Source organism: Aquitalea magnusonii (assembly GCF_003202035.1).
GTDB lineage: Bacteria > Pseudomonadota > Gammaproteobacteria > Burkholderiales > Chromobacteriaceae > Aquitalea > Aquitalea magnusonii.
The window spans coordinates 102,892-117,628 of the sequence record NZ_QJKC01000013.1 but is presented as its reverse complement, the minus strand read 5'-3'; the positions used below and the strand labels follow the sequence as shown (position 1 = coordinate 117,628).

The window sequence follows — 14,737 nt, the reverse complement described above, 5'->3', positions numbered from 1 at the left end:
TGCCTTAGCCCTTGAGGCTGCCCAGGTCTTCAACGTTGATGGTCCGCATATTGCGGAACAGCACCACCAGAATGGCCAGACCAATGGCCGACTCTGCCGCTGCTACCGTCAGGATGAAGAATACGAAAATCTGGCCTGCTGTATCGGACAGGTAATGCGAGAAGGCAATGAAGTTGAAATTCACTGCCAGCAGCATCAGTTCGATGGCCATCAACAGCACGATCAGGTTCTTCCGGTTCAGGAAAATCCCCAGCACGCTGATGGCAAACAGGATTGCGGCCAGCACCAGGAAGTGAGTTAGTGTCAGCACATTTCCTCCCTTATGTTGTTCGGCCGTCAGGCCTGTTGCTCACCGGACTCGGCAGTATCGGCCGCTTCCACATTTTTTTCGGCTTGCATCTTCACGATGCGCACGCGGTCCTGACTGCGAACCTTGACCTGATCTGCAGCATCCACCACCTTGGTGTCCTTGCGGCTACGCTGGGTCAGGCCGATGGCAGCCACCATGGCCACCAGCAGCACCACCGCAGCCAGTTCGAACGGCAGCAGATAGGTGGTATACAGCTGGCGACCCAGTACCTTGACATTGCTGGCATCAGCCGCCAGCGCCGCACCGGCCTTGTAGTCGGCCAGGCCGGTGTGCGGATTGGTCAGGATCAGCACCATTTCGAAGGCCATGATCAGGCCGACGGTGGCAGCCACCGGGAGATTGCGCCAGAAACCTTCGCGCAGTTTCTCCACGTTGATGTCCAGCATCATCACCACAAACAGGAACAGCACCATCACCGCGCCCACATAAACCAGTACCAGGGTAATGGCCAGGAACTCGGACTGCAGCAGCAGCCAGTGTCCGGAGCTGGTGAAGAAGGCCAGCACCAGATACAGCACGGCGTGTACCGGGTTCTTGGCAGTGACCACCCGGACCGCGGCAAACAGCAGAATGGCGGACAGGATGTAGAAAATAACCGTAGTCATGCTCATGAGGCCCCCTTAACGGTACTTGGCATCGGCTGCCTTGTTGGCAGCGATTTCGGCCTCGTACTTGTCACCCACCGCCAACAGCATCGGCTTGGTGTAGTAGAGGTCGCCACGTTTTTCACCGTGGTATTCAAAGATGTGCGTTTCCACGATGGCGTCGACCGGGCAGGCTTCTTCGCAGAAACCGCAGAAGATGCACTTGGTCAGGTCGATGTCGTAGCGGGAAGTACGGCGGGTGCCGTCTTCACGCTGTTCCGACTCGATCGAGATCGCCATTGCCGGGCACACCGCCTCACACAACTTACAGGCAATGCAACGCTCTTCACCGTTGGCGTAGCGACGCTGCGCATGCAGGCCGCGGAAGCGCGGGGAGATCGGCGTCTTTTCTTCCGGAAACTGGACGGTGATCTTGCGGGCAAAGAAATAACGCCCGGTCAGCATCAGACCCTTGACCAGTTCCACCAGCAGGAAGGTTTTGAAAAAGTTGCGAATCGTATCCATGTTCTTTACCTATCCCCTCAGTTCCACAGCGACAGCGGGGTCATCATCCAGATCCCCAGCACCAGGATCCACACCAGGGTGACCGGGATGAACACCTTCCAGCCCAAACGCATGATCTGGTCATAGCGATAGCGCGGGAAAGTCGCACGGAACCACAGGAAGCAGAACAGCACAAACGCCATCTTGACCGCCAGCCAGAAGAAGCCACCGGCACCCAGCAGGCCCCAGCTTGCCGGGAAGGGCGACAGCCAGCCACCCAGGAACAGGATGGAAGTCAGTGCCGATACCAGGATCATGTTGGCGTATTCGGCCAGGAAGAACACCGCAAATGCCATGCCGGAGTATTCCACATGGAAACCGGCGACGATTTCCGATTCACCTTCGGCCACGTCAAACGGGGCACGGTTGGTTTCCGCCACGCCGGAGATCAGGTAGACGATGAACAGCGGGAACAGCGGCAGCCAGTTCCAGGAGAACAGCGAACCACCGGCCATGCCGTGAGCCTGCTGCTTGACGATGTCAACCAGGTTCAGGCTGCTGGACACCATCAGTACCCCGACCAGTGCAAAGCCCATGGCCAGTTCGTAGGACACGATCTGGGCAGCGGAACGCATGGCGCCCAGGAAGGAGTACTTGGAGTTACCGGCCCAGCCGGCCACGATGATGCCGTATACACCGATGGACGACAGCGCCAGGATGTACAGCAGCGAAGCGTTGATATTGGCCAGCACCAGCGTGTCGCTGAAGGGCACCACCGCCCAGGCAGCCAGTGCCGGGCCAATGGCCAGCACCGGCGCCAGCAGGAACAGGCCCTTGCTGGACTGCGTCGGCAGAATGATTTCCTTCATCAACAGCTTGAGGCCGTCAGCCAGCGGCTGCAGCAGGCCCAGCGGACCGACCCGGTTGGGGCCGATACGGATCTGCATGTAGCCGATTACCTTGCGTTCAAAGTAGGTCAGATACGCGACGGCAATCATCATCGGTGCCACGATGGCGATGATCTTGAGCAGGGTCCACACCGTGAGCCCCGCTTCATTACCGAGAATGCCTTGCAAGAACTCCATGTTTTACCCCTGTGTAAGCTCGATGGAATCGAACATGCCACCCAGACCGACAGTCAGCGGATGTGCCGTTGCCAGACGTACCGTGTCAGCCGGCAGGCTGTCATCGGCCTCGACCAGTACCTTGAGCTCGCCAGTACCCTGACGCAGCAAGCCTTGCTTGCCGTCAGCCAGATTCAGGCGGGCCAGCAGGCTGGAATGCGCACGGGCAACCGGTACAGCCGCATCGGCAGTCTGTTGCAGGGACTGGGCACGGCGGCAGATGGCATCCGCCTGATACAGCGGCACTTCGCCAATCCGCACCAGACCAGCACCAGCCTCGGCATTGACCGGAACATCGCCAATGGCGTTATTGAAGGCAGACTCGACTGCGCCATGGGCCAGCAATTCGGCACGCACTTCTTCGGCGCTGTTGTGCTCGAAACCGGACAGATTCAGCATATTGCCCAGTACGCGCAATACCTTCCACGCCGGACGGGTTTCGCCCAGCGGACGTACCACACCGTTGAAGGACTGCAGTTTGCCTTCCATATTGACGAAGGAGCCGGCAGTTTCCGAGAACGGGGCAATCGGCAGCAGTACATCGGCGTAATCGAGCAGACCTGCGCCCTTGTAGGCGGTCAGTGCGATCACGGTAGCAGCCTGCTTCATGGCGGCCACGGCAGCTTGCGGATTGTAGCTGTCGAATTCCACTTCGGTATTCAGCAGGAAGTAGGCCTTGCGCGGTGCGGCAATCATGGCGGCAGCGTTGAGGCCGGCAGCGGTGTTGGCACCGAAGGCGGCGCGGTGCGGCAGGGCACCCACCAGTTCGGCACCGGTGCTGTTGGCGGCTTCGGCCAGCAGGCCAAAGCGTGCACCGGTCAGCGCGGCAATTTCTTGCGTCAGCTTCAGCAGCTGGGCAAAGGCCGGATGGTGCTGCGCCACATTACCCAGCACGATGGCAGCGGATTCTGCTTCCACCAGGCTGGCCGCAATGGCTTGTGCCTCTTCGCTGGCGGCAACGGCAGCCAGATCGATGGTAGATTGAGCCGACTTGATCTCAACCACAGCCTTCAGCACCTGGGCCAGCGCGTTGACCAGCGCCAGCGGCGAAACGATCAGCTTGGCATTGACTGCAGTCAGCAGCGCATCGTCCGCCACGTGGATCACGTTGAGCGCACTGCCCTTCTTCACGGCCTGACGCAATTGCGAGGCCAGCAGCGGCTGTTCCTTGCGCTGGGTGCTGCCCACTACCAGGATGGACTTGGCAGCGGTCAGCTCGGCAATGCTGGAACCCAGCCACTGCGCACCCTGCTGGGCGGCATCGGCGGAGAAGTCACTGCGGCGCAGACGGTAGTCGATGTTGTTGACACCAAAGGCACGGGCCAGCTTTTGCGCCAGATACAGTTCTTCAGTCGTCGAATGCGGGCTGGTGAGGAAGCCGATGGCATCCTTGCCGTGATCGGCGGATACGCCGTTCAGGCCCTTCACCACGTAGGCCAGCGCGGTTTCCCAGTCGGTCTCGTGCCACTTGCCGTCGAACTTGATCATCGGCTTTTGCAGACGCTCGGCGGAATTCAGGCCTTCATACGAGAAGCGGTCGCGGTCGGCGATCCAGCATTCGTTGATGGCTTCGTTTTCCAGCGGCAGCACGCGCATCACTTCGTTGGCCTTCACCTGAACGATCAGGTTGGAGCCCAGACCATCGTGCGGGCTGACCGACTTGCGGCGGGACAGCTCCCAGGCACGGGTGCTGTAACGGAAAGGCTTGGAAGTCAGCGCGCCGACCGGGCAGAGGTCGATGACGTTACCGGAGATTTCCGAATTCACGGTCTTGCCCAGGTAGGGCATGATTTCCGAGAATTCGCTGCGGTTGGCCATGCCGATTTCCTGGAAGCCGCCGATTTCTTCGGTGAAGCGTACGCAGCGGGTGCAGTGAATGCAGCGCGACATTTCTTCAGCGGATACCAGCGGACCCATGTCCTTGCCGACTACGCTGCGCTTTTCTTCCTGGTAGCGGGAAGAAGAGTTGCCGTAGCCTACGGCCAGATCCTGCAGCTGACATTCGCCGCCCTGATCGCAGATCGGGCAATCCAGCGGGTGATTGATCAGCAGGAATTCCATCACGCCGGCTTGCGCCTTCTTGGCCATGTCGGAATGGGTATGCACCTTCATGCCGTCGGTCACCGGCGTAGCGCAGGCGGGCAGAGGCTTGGGTGCTTTTTCCACTTCCACCAGACACATGCGGCAGTTGGCCGCGATGGACAGTTTCTTGTGGTAGCAGAAGTGAGGGATGTAGGTGCCCACGGAATGGGCGGCATCCATCACGGTACTGCCTTGCGGGACAGTCAGTTTTTTACCGTCGATTTCGATTTCAAGCATCGCTCAACACCATTTGTGGTCCACCAAGGGCTTCTTGTGTTCGATGAGATACTCGAACTCATTGCGGAAGTGCTTGGTGAAACTGCGAACCGGGAACACGGCAGCATCTGCCAGTGCACAGATGGTACGGCCGGCCATGTTATTGCCTACCGAATCCAGGAGCTCCAGATCGCCCGGACGGCCTTCGCCGTTGGCGATGCGATGGATCACCTTGTACAGCCAGCCGGTGCCTTCGCGGCACGGCGTACACTGGCCGCAGGATTCCTCGTGATAGAAGTAGGCCAGACGCTCCAGCGCCTTCACCATACACACGTCTTCATTCATCACGATGACAGCGCCGGAACCCAGCATGGAGCCGGCCTTGGCGATACTGTCGTAGTCCATGGTGCATTGCATCATGACGTCGCCGGGCAGGATCGGAGCGGAAGAACCACCCGGAATCACCGCCTTGAGCTTTTTACCATCACGCATGCCGCCAGCCATTTCCAGCAGTACCGAGAACGGGGTGCCCAGCGGGATCTCGTAGTTGCCCGGACGATTCACATGACCGGAAACCGAGAACAGCTTGGTACCGCCATTGTTCGGCTTGCCCGCTTCCAGGAACTTCTGTGCGCCATCACGGATGATGAAAGGCACGGAGGCAAAGGACTCGGTGTTGTTGATGGTGGTGGGCTTGCCGTACAGACCGAAGCTGGCCGGGAACGGCGGCTTGAAGCGCGGCTGGCCTTTTTTGCCTTCCAGCGATTCCAGCAGCGCGGTTTCCTCACCACAGATGTAGGCACCATAGCCATGATGGGCGAACAGGTCGAAGCTGAAGTCGCTGCCGAGGATGTTCTTGCCCAGGAAACCAGCCTGGCGGGCTTCATCCAGTGCGGCTTCGAACAGTTCGTACTCTTCGAAGATTTCACCGTGGATGTAGTTGTAGCCTGCCTTGGTTCCCATGGCGTAGCCGGCGATGATCATGCCTTCGATCAGCGCATGCGGATTGAAGCGCAGGATGTCGCGGTCCTTGAAGGTACCCGGCTCACCCTCGTCGGTGTTGCACACCACGTATTTGTCGCCCGGGAAGGAGCGCGGCATGAAGCTCCACTTCAGGCCGGTGGGGAAGCCCGCACCGCCACGACCGCGCAGACCGGAATTCTTCACTTCGGCAATCACGTCCTCCTGCGCCATCTTGGATTCGATGATGCGACGCAGGGCCTGATAGCCGCCACGGGCCACATAGGCCTCCAGCTTCCAGCAGTCCTGTGCAGAGGTATCGATGCCGTCGAAAATCACACCATTGACGAAGACTGCCATTAGTTCAACTCCGCCAGTTTCTTGTCGATTGCTTCGGGCGTCATGAAGCTGCACATCTTGTGGTTGTTCACCAGCAAGACCGGCGCATCGCCGCAGGCACCCATGCACTCCCCTTCCAGCAAGGTGTACTTGCCGTCAGCACTGGTTTCGCCAATGGCGATGCCCAGCTTCTTGGAGATGTACGCGGCGGCATTCACGCCACCGGACAAGGCACAGGGCAGGTTGGTACACACAGTAATCTTGTACTGGCCAACCGGCTTCATGTCGTACATGTTGTAGAAGGTGGCGACTTCGTAGGCAGCTACCGGCGGGATTTGCAGGTAGTTGGCAACGAATTCGATCACCTCGGTATTCAGGCAACGCTCTTCCGGTGTCTTGCCGGTTTCACGGCGCTCCACCAGGGCAATGCGCAGCGCGCCCATGACCGCCGAGCGTTTCTGGTCGGCCGGGTATTTGGCGACTTCGCGATCAATGGCGGCGAGTGATTGTGCGGATAGCATTAGCGGTCGATCTCCCCAAACACGATATCCTGGGTACCGATGATGGCCACCACGTCGGCGATCATGTGGCCCGTGGCCATTTCATTCAGGGCTGCCAGATGGGCAAAACCCGGGGCACGGATTTTCAGTCGGTACGGCTTGTTGGCGCCATCGGATACCAGATAGATACCGAACTCACCCTTAGGATGTTCTACCGCGGCGTAAGCTTCGCCTTCCGGCACATGCATGCCTTCGGTAAACAGCTTGAAGTGGTGGATCAGGTCTTCCATATTCGACTTCATGCCCTCGCGGGACGGCGGAGCCACTTTATGGTTGTCGGTGATGACCGGACCCGGATTGGCACGCAGCCAGGCCACGCACTGCTGGATGATACGGTTGGACTGGCGCATTTCCTCGACGCGCACCAGATAGCGATCATAGCTGTCGCCACCCTTGCCCACCGGAATATCAAAGTCCAGACGGTCGTAAACATCGTAGGGCTGTTTCTTGCGCAGGTCCCACTCGATGCCGGAACCACGCAGCATCGGGCCGGAGAAGCCCAGATTCTTGGCACGTTCCGGGCTGACCACGCCGATACCGACCGTACGCTGCTTCCAGATACGGTTATCGGTCAGCAGGGTTTCGTATTCGTCGACGTAGGTCGGGAAGCGCTTGGTGAAGTCGTCAATGAAGTCCAGCATGGAACCCTTGCGGCCTTCATTCAGACGCGCCAGTTCCTTGGCATTCTTGATCTTGGATACGGTGTACTGCGGCATGGAGTCCGGCAGGTCACGGTATACGCCACCCGGGCGGAAGTAGGCGGCGTGCATGCGGGCACCGGACACGGCTTCGTAGCAGTCCATCAGGTCCTCACGCTCACGGAAAGCGTACAGGAACATGGTCATGGCGCCGATGTCGATGGCGTGCGCGCCAATCCACAGCAGGTGGTTCAGGATACGGGTGATTTCGGCAAACATCACGCGGATGTATTGCGCGCGCAGCGGCACTTCGATCTGCAGCAGCTTTTCGATGGCCAGGCAGTAGGCGTGCTCGTTGCACATCATGGACACGTAGTCCAGACGATCCATATACGGCAGCGACTGGATGAAAGTCTTGCTTTCAGCCAGTTTCTCGGTGCCGCGATGCAACAGGCCGATATGCGGGTCGGCACGCTGGATCACTTCACCATCCAGCTCCAGCACCAGACGCAATACGCCGTGGGCTGCCGGGTGCTGGGGACCGAAGTTCAGCGTGTAGTTACGGATCTCAGCCACCGTAGTTCTCCTCACGAATGATGCGCGGAGTGATTTCGCGCGGCTCAATGGTGACCGGCTGATAGATCACGCGCTGCTGGGTCGGGTCATAGCGCATTTCCACATGACCGGACAGCGGGAAGTCCTTGCGGAAGGGATGGCCGACAAAGCCATAGTCGGTCAGGATGCGACGCAGGTCAGGGTGACCTTCAAACACGATGCCGAACAGGTCGAAGGCTTCGCGCTCGAACCAGTTGGCGGCATTCCATACCGGATTGACCGAGGCGAGCAGCGGGAAGCTGTCGTCTTCGGCAAAGACGCGCAAGCGGATGCGCAGATTGTGCTTGAGCGACAGCAGGTGGTAGACCACGGCAAAGCGCGGGCCATCCCACGGCTCGTCACGGTAGGCGCTGTAGTCCATACCGCACAGGTCGATCAGTTGTTCGAAAGAAAGTTCAGCATGATCACGCAGCGTGGTGGCCACGGTGATCAGATCTGCCGCCTTGCAGACGATGGTCAGTTCATCGAGGGCCAGCGTGCTTGAAACAAGCTTGTCGCCCAGCACCCGCTCGACGACCGATCCCAATGCTTCCATTTTCTTGGAGGCCATAAGTACTTACCTTATCGGGCGATGGTGGAGGTGCGTTTGATCTTGTTCTGCAGCTGGATGATGCCATACAGCAGTGCTTCGGCAGTCGGTGGACAGCCTGGCACGTAGACATCGACCGGCACGATGCGGTCACAGCCACGGACGACGGAGTAGGAGTAGTGGTAGTAGCCACCACCGTTGGCACAGGAGCCCATGGAGATGACCCAGCGCGGTTCCGCCATCTGGTCATACACCTTGCGCAGTGCCGGTGCCATCTTGTTGCACAACGTACCGGCCACGATCATCAGGTCAGACTGACGGGGACTGGGACGGAAAACGATGCCGAAACGGTCCAGGTCGTAACGTGCGGCACCAGCGTGCATCATTTCCACGGCACAGCAGGCCAGACCAAAGGTCATCGGCCACAGCGAACCGGTACGGGTGTAGTTGATGAGCTTGTCGGCCGTCGTGGTCACGAAGCCTTTTTCCAGAATACCTTCTACTCCCATTCCAGCGCTCCCTTTTTCCACATGTAGACGAAACCCAGGGTCAACACGCCCAGGAATTCCACCATTACACCAAAGCCATATGCACCCAGTTCTTTCAGGACCACGGCCCAGGGAAACAGAAATGCAATTTCCAGATCGAACAGAATGAAAAGAATGGCAATGAGGTAGTAGCGAACGTCAAATTTCATGCGTGCATCTTCGAAGGCCTCGAATCCGCACTCATAAGGAGAGAGTTTCTCAGGGTCAGGACGATTGGGTGCGAGGACCTTGCCAAGGACAATAGGACCCACGCCAACCAACAATCCGACGATGACAAACAACAGAATGGGAAAATAATTTTGCAGCATTTCCCGTACACCCCCAAAAAAAGGAGGAATTACCCTCCTTGGCTCCAAATAAAATAGGCCACCGGAATCCCGGTGGCCTATTTTTGAATGGTGGTGCCGACAGTGAGACTCGAACTCACACAGCCTACGGCCACTACCCCCTCAAGATAGCGTGTCTACCAATTTCACCATGTCGGCACAATATAACTTTACTGTCACTCCGGAATTTTTGACGTCGTGCCCGAAGCTTTGCCAGTGGTTGCCCCGACCGGGATTTGCGGCGCAACTTGTTCAACCTTGCCACCCATCACACCCAGATCCGTTTTTCCGCCCCCCGACAGATAAACAAGGGTGAGACTCGTGGAGAAGAATACAACCGCTGCAATCGCAGTGGTTCTACTCAGAAAATTCGCAGAGCCAGACGCACCAAACAGACTTCCGGAAGCGCCGCTGCCGAAAGCTGCACCCATATCCGCACCCTTGCCATGCTGCATGAGGACAAGGACGATAATCGTCACTGCGGAGAGCAGGTTAACAACCCAAATAAGCGTCTTAATAAGTTCCATACTATATCAATTTTCCTGCGGCCTGGCAAATCATCCTGAATGATCCGGCGTCCAGAGATGCCCCACCAACAAGGGCTCCATCGACATTGTCTGTCATCAGGATTGACTCGGCATTCTCTGCCTTTACACTGCCGCCGTAGAGGACGCGAATACTAGCGGATGGCTTGGCATTTTGCAAGCACCACGTTTTGATGGCGCTGTGGATTTCAGCAATCTGCTCCAGTGTCGCCACCTTGCCGGTGCCGATGGCCCATACCGGTTCGTAGGCAATCAGGTACTCGCCGGCCGCGATATCAGCCAGTATGGACAATTGCTGATGGATCACTGCCAGGTAGCTGCCCTGCTCGCGCTGTTCCAGCGTTTCGCCCACGCACAGCACCGGCACCAGACCTGCAGCCATGGCATTGTTCATCTTGGCCAGCAACTGCGGATTGCTCTCGGCGAAATACTGTCGACGCTCGGAATGCCCCACCAGGACGTAAGCGCAGCCGATATCCTGCAGCATGGCGGCGGAGACTTCGCCGGTGTACGCCCCGTCGCTGGCAAAGGCACTGACATCCTGTGCCGCCAGACGGATGGCGCGCCCCTGCAGACGTGCACCGAGGGCTGCCAGATACACCGCAGGCGCGGCCACCCCGACCCAGGGCTGATCACATGCCGGCTGTTCCAGCAAGGCATCCAGCAGGGATTGTGCGCTTTGCGCACGGGTGTTCATTTTCCAGTTTCCGATAATCAGCTTGCCTGCCATGTCCGGGTGCCTCCATTGAAGTGCTGCGGATTATATCCCTAGTCCCGGCGTCGTCAAAACTCCGCAATCTGCTTTTCCACGACTTGTAATATTTCTGAAAACTACAAGGGATAGGATGCGCCTCAACACCTCGCAGGGCCTTACCCTAATAATTCAGGAGCAAGCATGAAACAGTCCGTACGTCTGGTCGCCTCGCTGGCCTTGTCCGCCGGCTTCTTCGCTGGCGCAGCTATGGCTGCCGACATCACCGGCGCTGGCGCAACCTTCCCCTACCCCTTGTATGCAAAATGGGCAACCAACTACAAGGCTACGACCAACAACAGCATGAACTACCAGTCCATCGGTTCTGGTGGCGGCATCAAGCAAATCCAGTCCAAGACTGTTGATTTCGGTGCTTCCGACATGCCGCTGAAGCCGGAAGAGCTGGAAAAGTCCGGCCTGACCCAGTTCCCGACGGTAATCGGTGGTGTTGTACCGGTTATCAATGTTCCCGGCATCGCCGCCGGCCAGGTGAAGTTTACCGGTTCCTTGCTGGCTGACATCTTCCTGGGCAAGGTCTCGAAGTGGAATGACCCGGCTATTGCCGGCCTGAACCCGGGCGTGAAGCTGCCGGATCAGAAGATCACCGTGGTACGTCGTTCCGATGGCTCGGGTACCAGCTTCATCTTCACCAACTACCTGTCCAAGGTTTCCAGCGAATGGTCCAGCAAAGTGGGCTCCAATACCGCTGTAAACTGGCCGACCGGTGTGGGTGGCAAGGGTAACGAAGGCGTGGCCAACTATGTAACCCGCATCAAGGGTGCCATCGGTTATGTTGAATATGCCTACGCCAAACAAAACAAACTGACATACGGTCAACTGAAGAATGAATCCGGCAACTTTGTTGCTCCGGACGAAAAAACCTTCAAGGCTGCCGCTGCCAACGCAGATTGGAAAAAAGCACCAGGTTTCTACCTGATCCTTACCAATCAGCCGGGCAAGGATAGCTGGCCTATTTCCGGTGCCACTTTCATCCTGATGCACAAGAAACAGGACAAGCCGGCACAGGGTACCGAAGTGCTGAAGTTCTTCGACTGGGCTTACAAGAATGGCGACAAGACCGCGCTGGAACTGGATTACATCCCGATGCCGGATAGCGTGAAAGCCGTGATTCACACCAGCTGGAAGCAGATCACCGACGCCAGCGGCAAGCCGGTTCTGAACTGAGTGAGCATGGCGACACCGGCCAGCAGCGCGCAAGCTGATGCAGCTGCCGGTGTGGCACCAAGGCCGGGGTGAGCAACCCCGGCTTTTTGTCTGAGACACGACCGAGTATCCTCATGGAAAAGTTCAGCAATAACCAGCAAATGCAGCGCCAGATGCTGCTAGACAATATCTTCAGGCTTTCCACTCGCTGCTTTGCCTTTTTGGTATTGGCCTTGCTGGTGGGCATCCTGATTTCCCTCATTATTGGTGCCATGCCCAGCCTGAGCCGTTTTGGCTGGAGCTTTCTGGTCGATAGCGACTGGGATCCGGTCGGGCAGAAATTCGGCGCGCTGGTGCCGGTATTCGGCACCCTGGCCACTTCGGTGATCGCCCTGCTGATTGGTGTGCCCGTCAGCTTCGGCATTGCCGTGTTTCTGACCGAGCTTTGCCCCAACGTGCTCAAGCGTCCGCTGGGTATTGCGGTCGAACTCCTGGCCGGCATTCCCTCCATCATTTACGGCATGTGGGGCCTGTTTGTGTTTGCCCCCTTGTTTGCCGACCACGTCCAGCCGGTACTGATCGACAACCTGGGGGATATTCCGCTGATCGGCCTGCTGTTCCAGGGCGCGCCGATGGGGATTGGGGTCTTTACTGCCGGGCTGATCCTGGCGGTGATGGTGATTCCCTTCATCGCCTCGGTCATGCGTGATGTGTTTGAAGTGGTGCCGACCATGCTCAAGGAGTCGGCCTACGGTCTGGGCTCCACCACCTGGGAAGTCGTGCGCTACGTGGTTCTGCCCTACACCAAGACCGGCGTGGTGGGCGGCATCATGCTGGGTCTGGGCCGCGCCCTGGGTGAAACCATGGCGGTGACCTTCGTGATCGGCAACTCCTCGCGCTTTGCCGTTGGCCTGTTCGAGCCGGGCCAGTCGATTTCCTCGGCACTGGCCAACGAATTTGCCGAAGCCACCGGAGAATTCCACATGGCCTCGCTGATCGAACTGGGTCTGATCCTGTTCTTCATCACCTTCGTCGTACTGGCCTGCGCCAAGCTCCTGTTGCTGCGTCTGCAGAAACAGGAAGGCAAGGCATCCTGACAAGGCGCTATCATCATGGCTAACAGCACATTGAGCGAATCCCTGAATGTTCAGGATCGCAGCGGAAGCAGCAGCACCATGAATACTTCTATCTATCGTCGTCGCCGTCTGGTGAATGCCTTCAATATGGGTGCATCCACCCTGACGATGGCTTTTGGCCTGTTCTGGCTGTTCTGGATTCTGATCACCCTGCTGCAGCACGGCCTGTCCGGCATCAATATGCAGGTGTTCACCCAGAGCACGCCGCCTCCCGGCGCCCAGGGCGGTCTGGCCAATGCCATTTACGGCAGCCTGGCCATGACCCTTTTCGGCACGCTGATCGGCACGCCGATCGGCATCCTGGCGGGCATTTACCTGGCGGAGTTCGGTCAGCGCGGCTGGCTGGCACCGGCCACCCGCTTCATCAACGACATCCTGCTGTCGGCACCGTCCATCGTGATCGGCCTGTTTGTCTATGAAGTGTATGTTGTCAGCGTCGGGCACTTCTCCGGCTGGGCCGGCTCGCTGGCACTGGCACTGCTGGTGATTCCGGTTGTGGTACGCACCACGGAAAACATGCTGCGCCTGGTGCCCAACACCCTGCGCGAAGCCGCTGCCGCACTGGGGGCACCGCAGTGGAAAATCACCCTCTATGTGACCCTGCGTTCGGCCAAGGCCGGCGTGCTGACCGGCATCCTGCTGGCCATTGCCCGTATTTCGGGTGAAACCGCGCCCTTGCTGTTTACCGCGCTGAACAACCAGTTCTTCAACAGCAATATGAACCAGCCGATGGCCAACCTGCCCATCGTGATTTTCCAGTTTGCCATGAGCCCGTATGAAGACTGGCACACCCTGGCCTGGACCGGTGCGTTGCTGATTACCCTGAGCGTGTTGACGCTTAATATCCTTGCCCGCTGGATGGGCAGCCAGAAAACCCAATCGCATTAAGGCATGACGACTATGGCTGATAACAACGTCAAGCTTCAGGTCAAGAATCTGAACTTTTTCTACGGCAACTTCCACGCATTGAAGAACATCAATCTGGATATTGCCCCGCGCATGGTCACGGCCTTCATCGGCCCGTCCGGTTGCGGTAAATCGACCCTGCTGCGCACCTTCAACCGCATGTACGAGCTGTATCCGGGGCTGCGCTCCGAAGGTGAAATCCTGCTGGACGGCAACAACATCCTGGGCCGTGATGTGGATATCAACCTGCTGCGCGCCAAGGTGGGCATGGTGTTCCAGAAGCCGACTCCTTTCCCGATGTCCATCTACGACAACATCACCTTCGGGGTGAAGCTGTACGAGAAGCTGGCCAAGACCGAAATGGACGACCGGGTGGAGTGGGCGCTGCGCAAGGCTGCGCTGTGGGATGAAGTGAAGGACAAGCTGAAACAGTCGGGTAACTCGCTGTCCGGTGGTCAGCAGCAGCGTCTGTGCATTGCCCGTGCGGTCGCCTCGCGCCCGGAAGTGCTGCTGCTGGACGAACCGACCTCGGCACTGGACCCGATTTCCACGGCGCACATCGAAGAACTCATTCATGAACTGAAAGAGGACTACACCATCGCCATCGTGACGCACAATATGCAGCAGGCGGCCCGGGTGTCCGACTTCACCGCTTATATGTATCTGGGCGAGCTGGTGGAATTCGGCGAAACCGACAATATCTTCACGGCGCCAAAACAAAAGGCTACCGAGGATTACATCACCGGCAAATTCGGCTGATTCTGTCCTCCCCCAGCGACACCCCGCCTGCTGTCATGCACGCGGGGTGTTGTTTTGCAGGGCAGCCGTTTTCAGCATGAA

Annotated in this window: 17 protein-coding genes and 1 tRNA gene; 4 read left to right on the top strand and 14 right to left on the bottom strand. The window is 58.3% G+C overall.

Translation table 11 applies throughout. The features are described 5' to 3' along the window. Positions 1 to 4: 4 nt before the first annotated feature. The 14 genes from nuoK to tpiA form a co-directional block, all read right to left on the bottom strand. The gene (gene nuoK / locus DFR38_RS14650; RefSeq protein WP_045847642.1) at positions 5 to 310 is read right to left on the bottom strand and encodes an NADH-quinone oxidoreductase subunit NuoK; all 306 of its coding nucleotides are present in this window, start codon (positions 308 to 310) and stop codon (positions 5 to 7) included. 26 nt (positions 311 to 336) lie between these two features. Further along, positions 337 to 981: an NADH-quinone oxidoreductase subunit J gene (locus DFR38_RS14645; RefSeq protein ID WP_059284826.1), complete on the bottom strand. Its 645-nt coding sequence runs from the start codon at positions 979 to 981 to the stop codon at positions 337 to 339. 9 nt (positions 982 to 990) lie between these two features. Then, complete coding sequence (gene nuoI / locus DFR38_RS14640; protein ID WP_197077215.1) at positions 991 to 1,470, bottom strand: NADH-quinone oxidoreductase subunit NuoI; 480 nt, start codon at positions 1,468 to 1,470, stop codon at positions 991 to 993. Positions 1,471 to 1,496: 26 nt separating this feature from the next. Continuing rightward, the gene (gene nuoH, locus DFR38_RS14635; RefSeq protein WP_059284825.1) at positions 1,497 to 2,543 is read right to left on the bottom strand and encodes an NADH-quinone oxidoreductase subunit NuoH; all 1,047 of its coding nucleotides are present in this window, start codon (positions 2,541 to 2,543) and stop codon (positions 1,497 to 1,499) included. A 3-nt stretch (positions 2,544 to 2,546) separates the two neighbouring features. Further along, the gene (gene nuoG, locus DFR38_RS14630; protein WP_059284824.1) at positions 2,547 to 4,901 is read right to left on the bottom strand and encodes an NADH-quinone oxidoreductase subunit NuoG; all 2,355 of its coding nucleotides are present in this window, start codon (positions 4,899 to 4,901) and stop codon (positions 2,547 to 2,549) included. Between the two features lie 3 nt (positions 4,902 to 4,904). Further along, complete coding sequence (gene nuoF / locus DFR38_RS14625) at positions 4,905 to 6,200, bottom strand: NADH-quinone oxidoreductase subunit NuoF (RefSeq protein WP_059284823.1); 1,296 nt, start codon at positions 6,198 to 6,200, stop codon at positions 4,905 to 4,907. Next, positions 6,200 to 6,700 carry an NADH-quinone oxidoreductase subunit NuoE gene (nuoE, locus tag DFR38_RS14620; protein ID WP_059284822.1) on the bottom strand — a complete coding sequence of 167 codons (501 nt, stop codon included), beginning with the start codon at positions 6,698 to 6,700 and terminating at the stop codon, positions 6,200 to 6,202. The genes nuoF and nuoE overlap by 1 nt, the downstream gene beginning before the upstream one ends. Continuing rightward, a complete protein-coding gene (locus tag DFR38_RS14615) occupies positions 6,700 to 7,953 on the bottom strand; it encodes an NADH-quinone oxidoreductase subunit D (RefSeq protein WP_059284821.1) in 1,254 nt (417 codons plus the stop codon). Before DFR38_RS14615 ends, nuoE begins: the two co-directional genes overlap by 1 nt. Next, positions 7,946 to 8,542, bottom strand: a complete 597-nt coding sequence (locus DFR38_RS14610; protein WP_059284820.1) for an NADH-quinone oxidoreductase subunit C — start codon at positions 8,540 to 8,542, stop codon at positions 7,946 to 7,948. The genes DFR38_RS14615 and DFR38_RS14610 overlap by 8 nt, the downstream gene beginning before the upstream one ends. Positions 8,543 to 8,553: 11 nt before the next feature. Further along, positions 8,554 to 9,030 (bottom strand): NuoB/complex I 20 kDa subunit family protein, encoded by a 477-nt coding sequence (locus DFR38_RS14605; RefSeq protein WP_045847651.1) that lies wholly within the window; start codon positions 9,028 to 9,030, stop codon positions 8,554 to 8,556. Continuing rightward, a complete protein-coding gene (locus tag DFR38_RS14600; protein ID WP_059284819.1) occupies positions 9,021 to 9,377 on the bottom strand; it encodes an NADH-quinone oxidoreductase subunit A in 357 nt (118 codons plus the stop codon). The genes DFR38_RS14605 and DFR38_RS14600 overlap by 10 nt, the downstream gene beginning before the upstream one ends. 91 nt (positions 9,378 to 9,468) lie before the next feature. Beyond that, positions 9,469 to 9,554: transfer RNA gene (locus DFR38_RS14595), tRNA-Leu, on the bottom strand. Between the two features lie 17 nt (positions 9,555 to 9,571). Next, on the bottom strand, positions 9,572 to 9,922 hold the full coding sequence (secG, locus tag DFR38_RS14590) for a preprotein translocase subunit SecG (protein WP_059284818.1): 351 nt from the start codon (positions 9,920 to 9,922) through the stop codon (positions 9,572 to 9,574). Between the two features lies 1 nt (position 9,923). Then, positions 9,924 to 10,670, bottom strand: a complete 747-nt coding sequence (gene tpiA / locus DFR38_RS14585) for a triose-phosphate isomerase (RefSeq protein WP_082693286.1) — start codon at positions 10,668 to 10,670, stop codon at positions 9,924 to 9,926. Positions 10,671 to 10,835: 165 nt separating this feature from the next. Here tpiA and pstS point away from each other — a divergent pair, with 165 nt between their 5' ends. The 4 genes from pstS to pstB all read left to right on the top strand — a co-directional run bounded on the left by pstS (position 10,836) and on the right by pstB (position 14,656). Continuing rightward, positions 10,836 to 11,876, top strand: a complete 1,041-nt coding sequence (gene pstS, locus DFR38_RS14580) for a phosphate ABC transporter substrate-binding protein PstS (protein ID WP_059284817.1) — start codon at positions 10,836 to 10,838, stop codon at positions 11,874 to 11,876. Between the two features lie 113 nt (positions 11,877 to 11,989). Beyond that, on the top strand, positions 11,990 to 12,952 hold the full coding sequence (gene pstC / locus DFR38_RS14575; RefSeq protein WP_059284816.1) for a phosphate ABC transporter permease subunit PstC: 963 nt from the start codon (positions 11,990 to 11,992) through the stop codon (positions 12,950 to 12,952). A gap of 15 nt (positions 12,953 to 12,967) precedes the next feature. Continuing rightward, positions 12,968 to 13,879, top strand: coding sequence for a phosphate ABC transporter permease PstA (pstA, locus tag DFR38_RS14570; protein WP_059284815.1), 912 nt, complete (start codon positions 12,968 to 12,970; stop codon positions 13,877 to 13,879). A gap of 12 nt (positions 13,880 to 13,891) precedes the next feature. Continuing rightward, positions 13,892 to 14,656, top strand: coding sequence for a phosphate ABC transporter ATP-binding protein PstB (gene pstB / locus DFR38_RS14565; protein WP_059284814.1), 765 nt, complete (start codon positions 13,892 to 13,894; stop codon positions 14,654 to 14,656). Positions 14,657 to 14,737 lie beyond the last annotated feature (81 nt).

Coding starts and splice junctions, on each gene's coding strand:
- DFR38_RS14645 (WP_059284826.1), bottom strand. CDS start 981: ATGAGCATGACTACGGTTATTTTCTACATCCTGTCCGCCATTCTGCTG.
- nuoH (WP_059284825.1), bottom strand. CDS start 2,543: ATGGAGTTCTTGCAAGGCATTCTCGGTAATGAAGCGGGGCTCACGGTG.
- nuoG (WP_059284824.1), bottom strand. CDS start 4,901: ATGCTTGAAATCGAAATCGACGGTAAAAAACTGACTGTCCCGCAAGGC.
- nuoF (WP_059284823.1), bottom strand. CDS start 6,200: ATGGCAGTCTTCGTCAATGGTGTGATTTTCGACGGCATCGATACCTCT.
- nuoE (WP_059284822.1), bottom strand. CDS start 6,700: ATGCTATCCGCACAATCACTCGCCGCCATTGATCGCGAAGTCGCCAAA.
- DFR38_RS14610 (WP_059284820.1), bottom strand. CDS start 8,542: ATGGCCTCCAAGAAAATGGAAGCATTGGGATCGGTCGTCGAGCGGGTG.
- DFR38_RS14605 (WP_045847651.1), bottom strand. CDS start 9,030: ATGGGAGTAGAAGGTATTCTGGAAAAAGGCTTCGTGACCACGACGGCC.
- DFR38_RS14600 (WP_059284819.1), bottom strand. CDS start 9,377: ATGCTGCAAAATTATTTTCCCATTCTGTTGTTTGTCATCGTCGGATTG.
- secG (WP_059284818.1), bottom strand. CDS start 9,922: ATGGAACTTATTAAGACGCTTATTTGGGTTGTTAACCTGCTCTCCGCA.
- tpiA (WP_082693286.1), bottom strand. CDS start 10,670: ATGGCAGGCAAGCTGATTATCGGAAACTGGAAAATGAACACCCGTGCG.
- pstS (WP_059284817.1), top strand. CDS start 10,836: ATGAAACAGTCCGTACGTCTGGTCGCCTCGCTGGCCTTGTCCGCCGGC.
- pstC (WP_059284816.1), top strand. CDS start 11,990: ATGGAAAAGTTCAGCAATAACCAGCAAATGCAGCGCCAGATGCTGCTA.
- pstA (WP_059284815.1), top strand. CDS start 12,968: ATGGCTAACAGCACATTGAGCGAATCCCTGAATGTTCAGGATCGCAGC.
- pstB (WP_059284814.1), top strand. CDS start 13,892: ATGGCTGATAACAACGTCAAGCTTCAGGTCAAGAATCTGAACTTTTTC.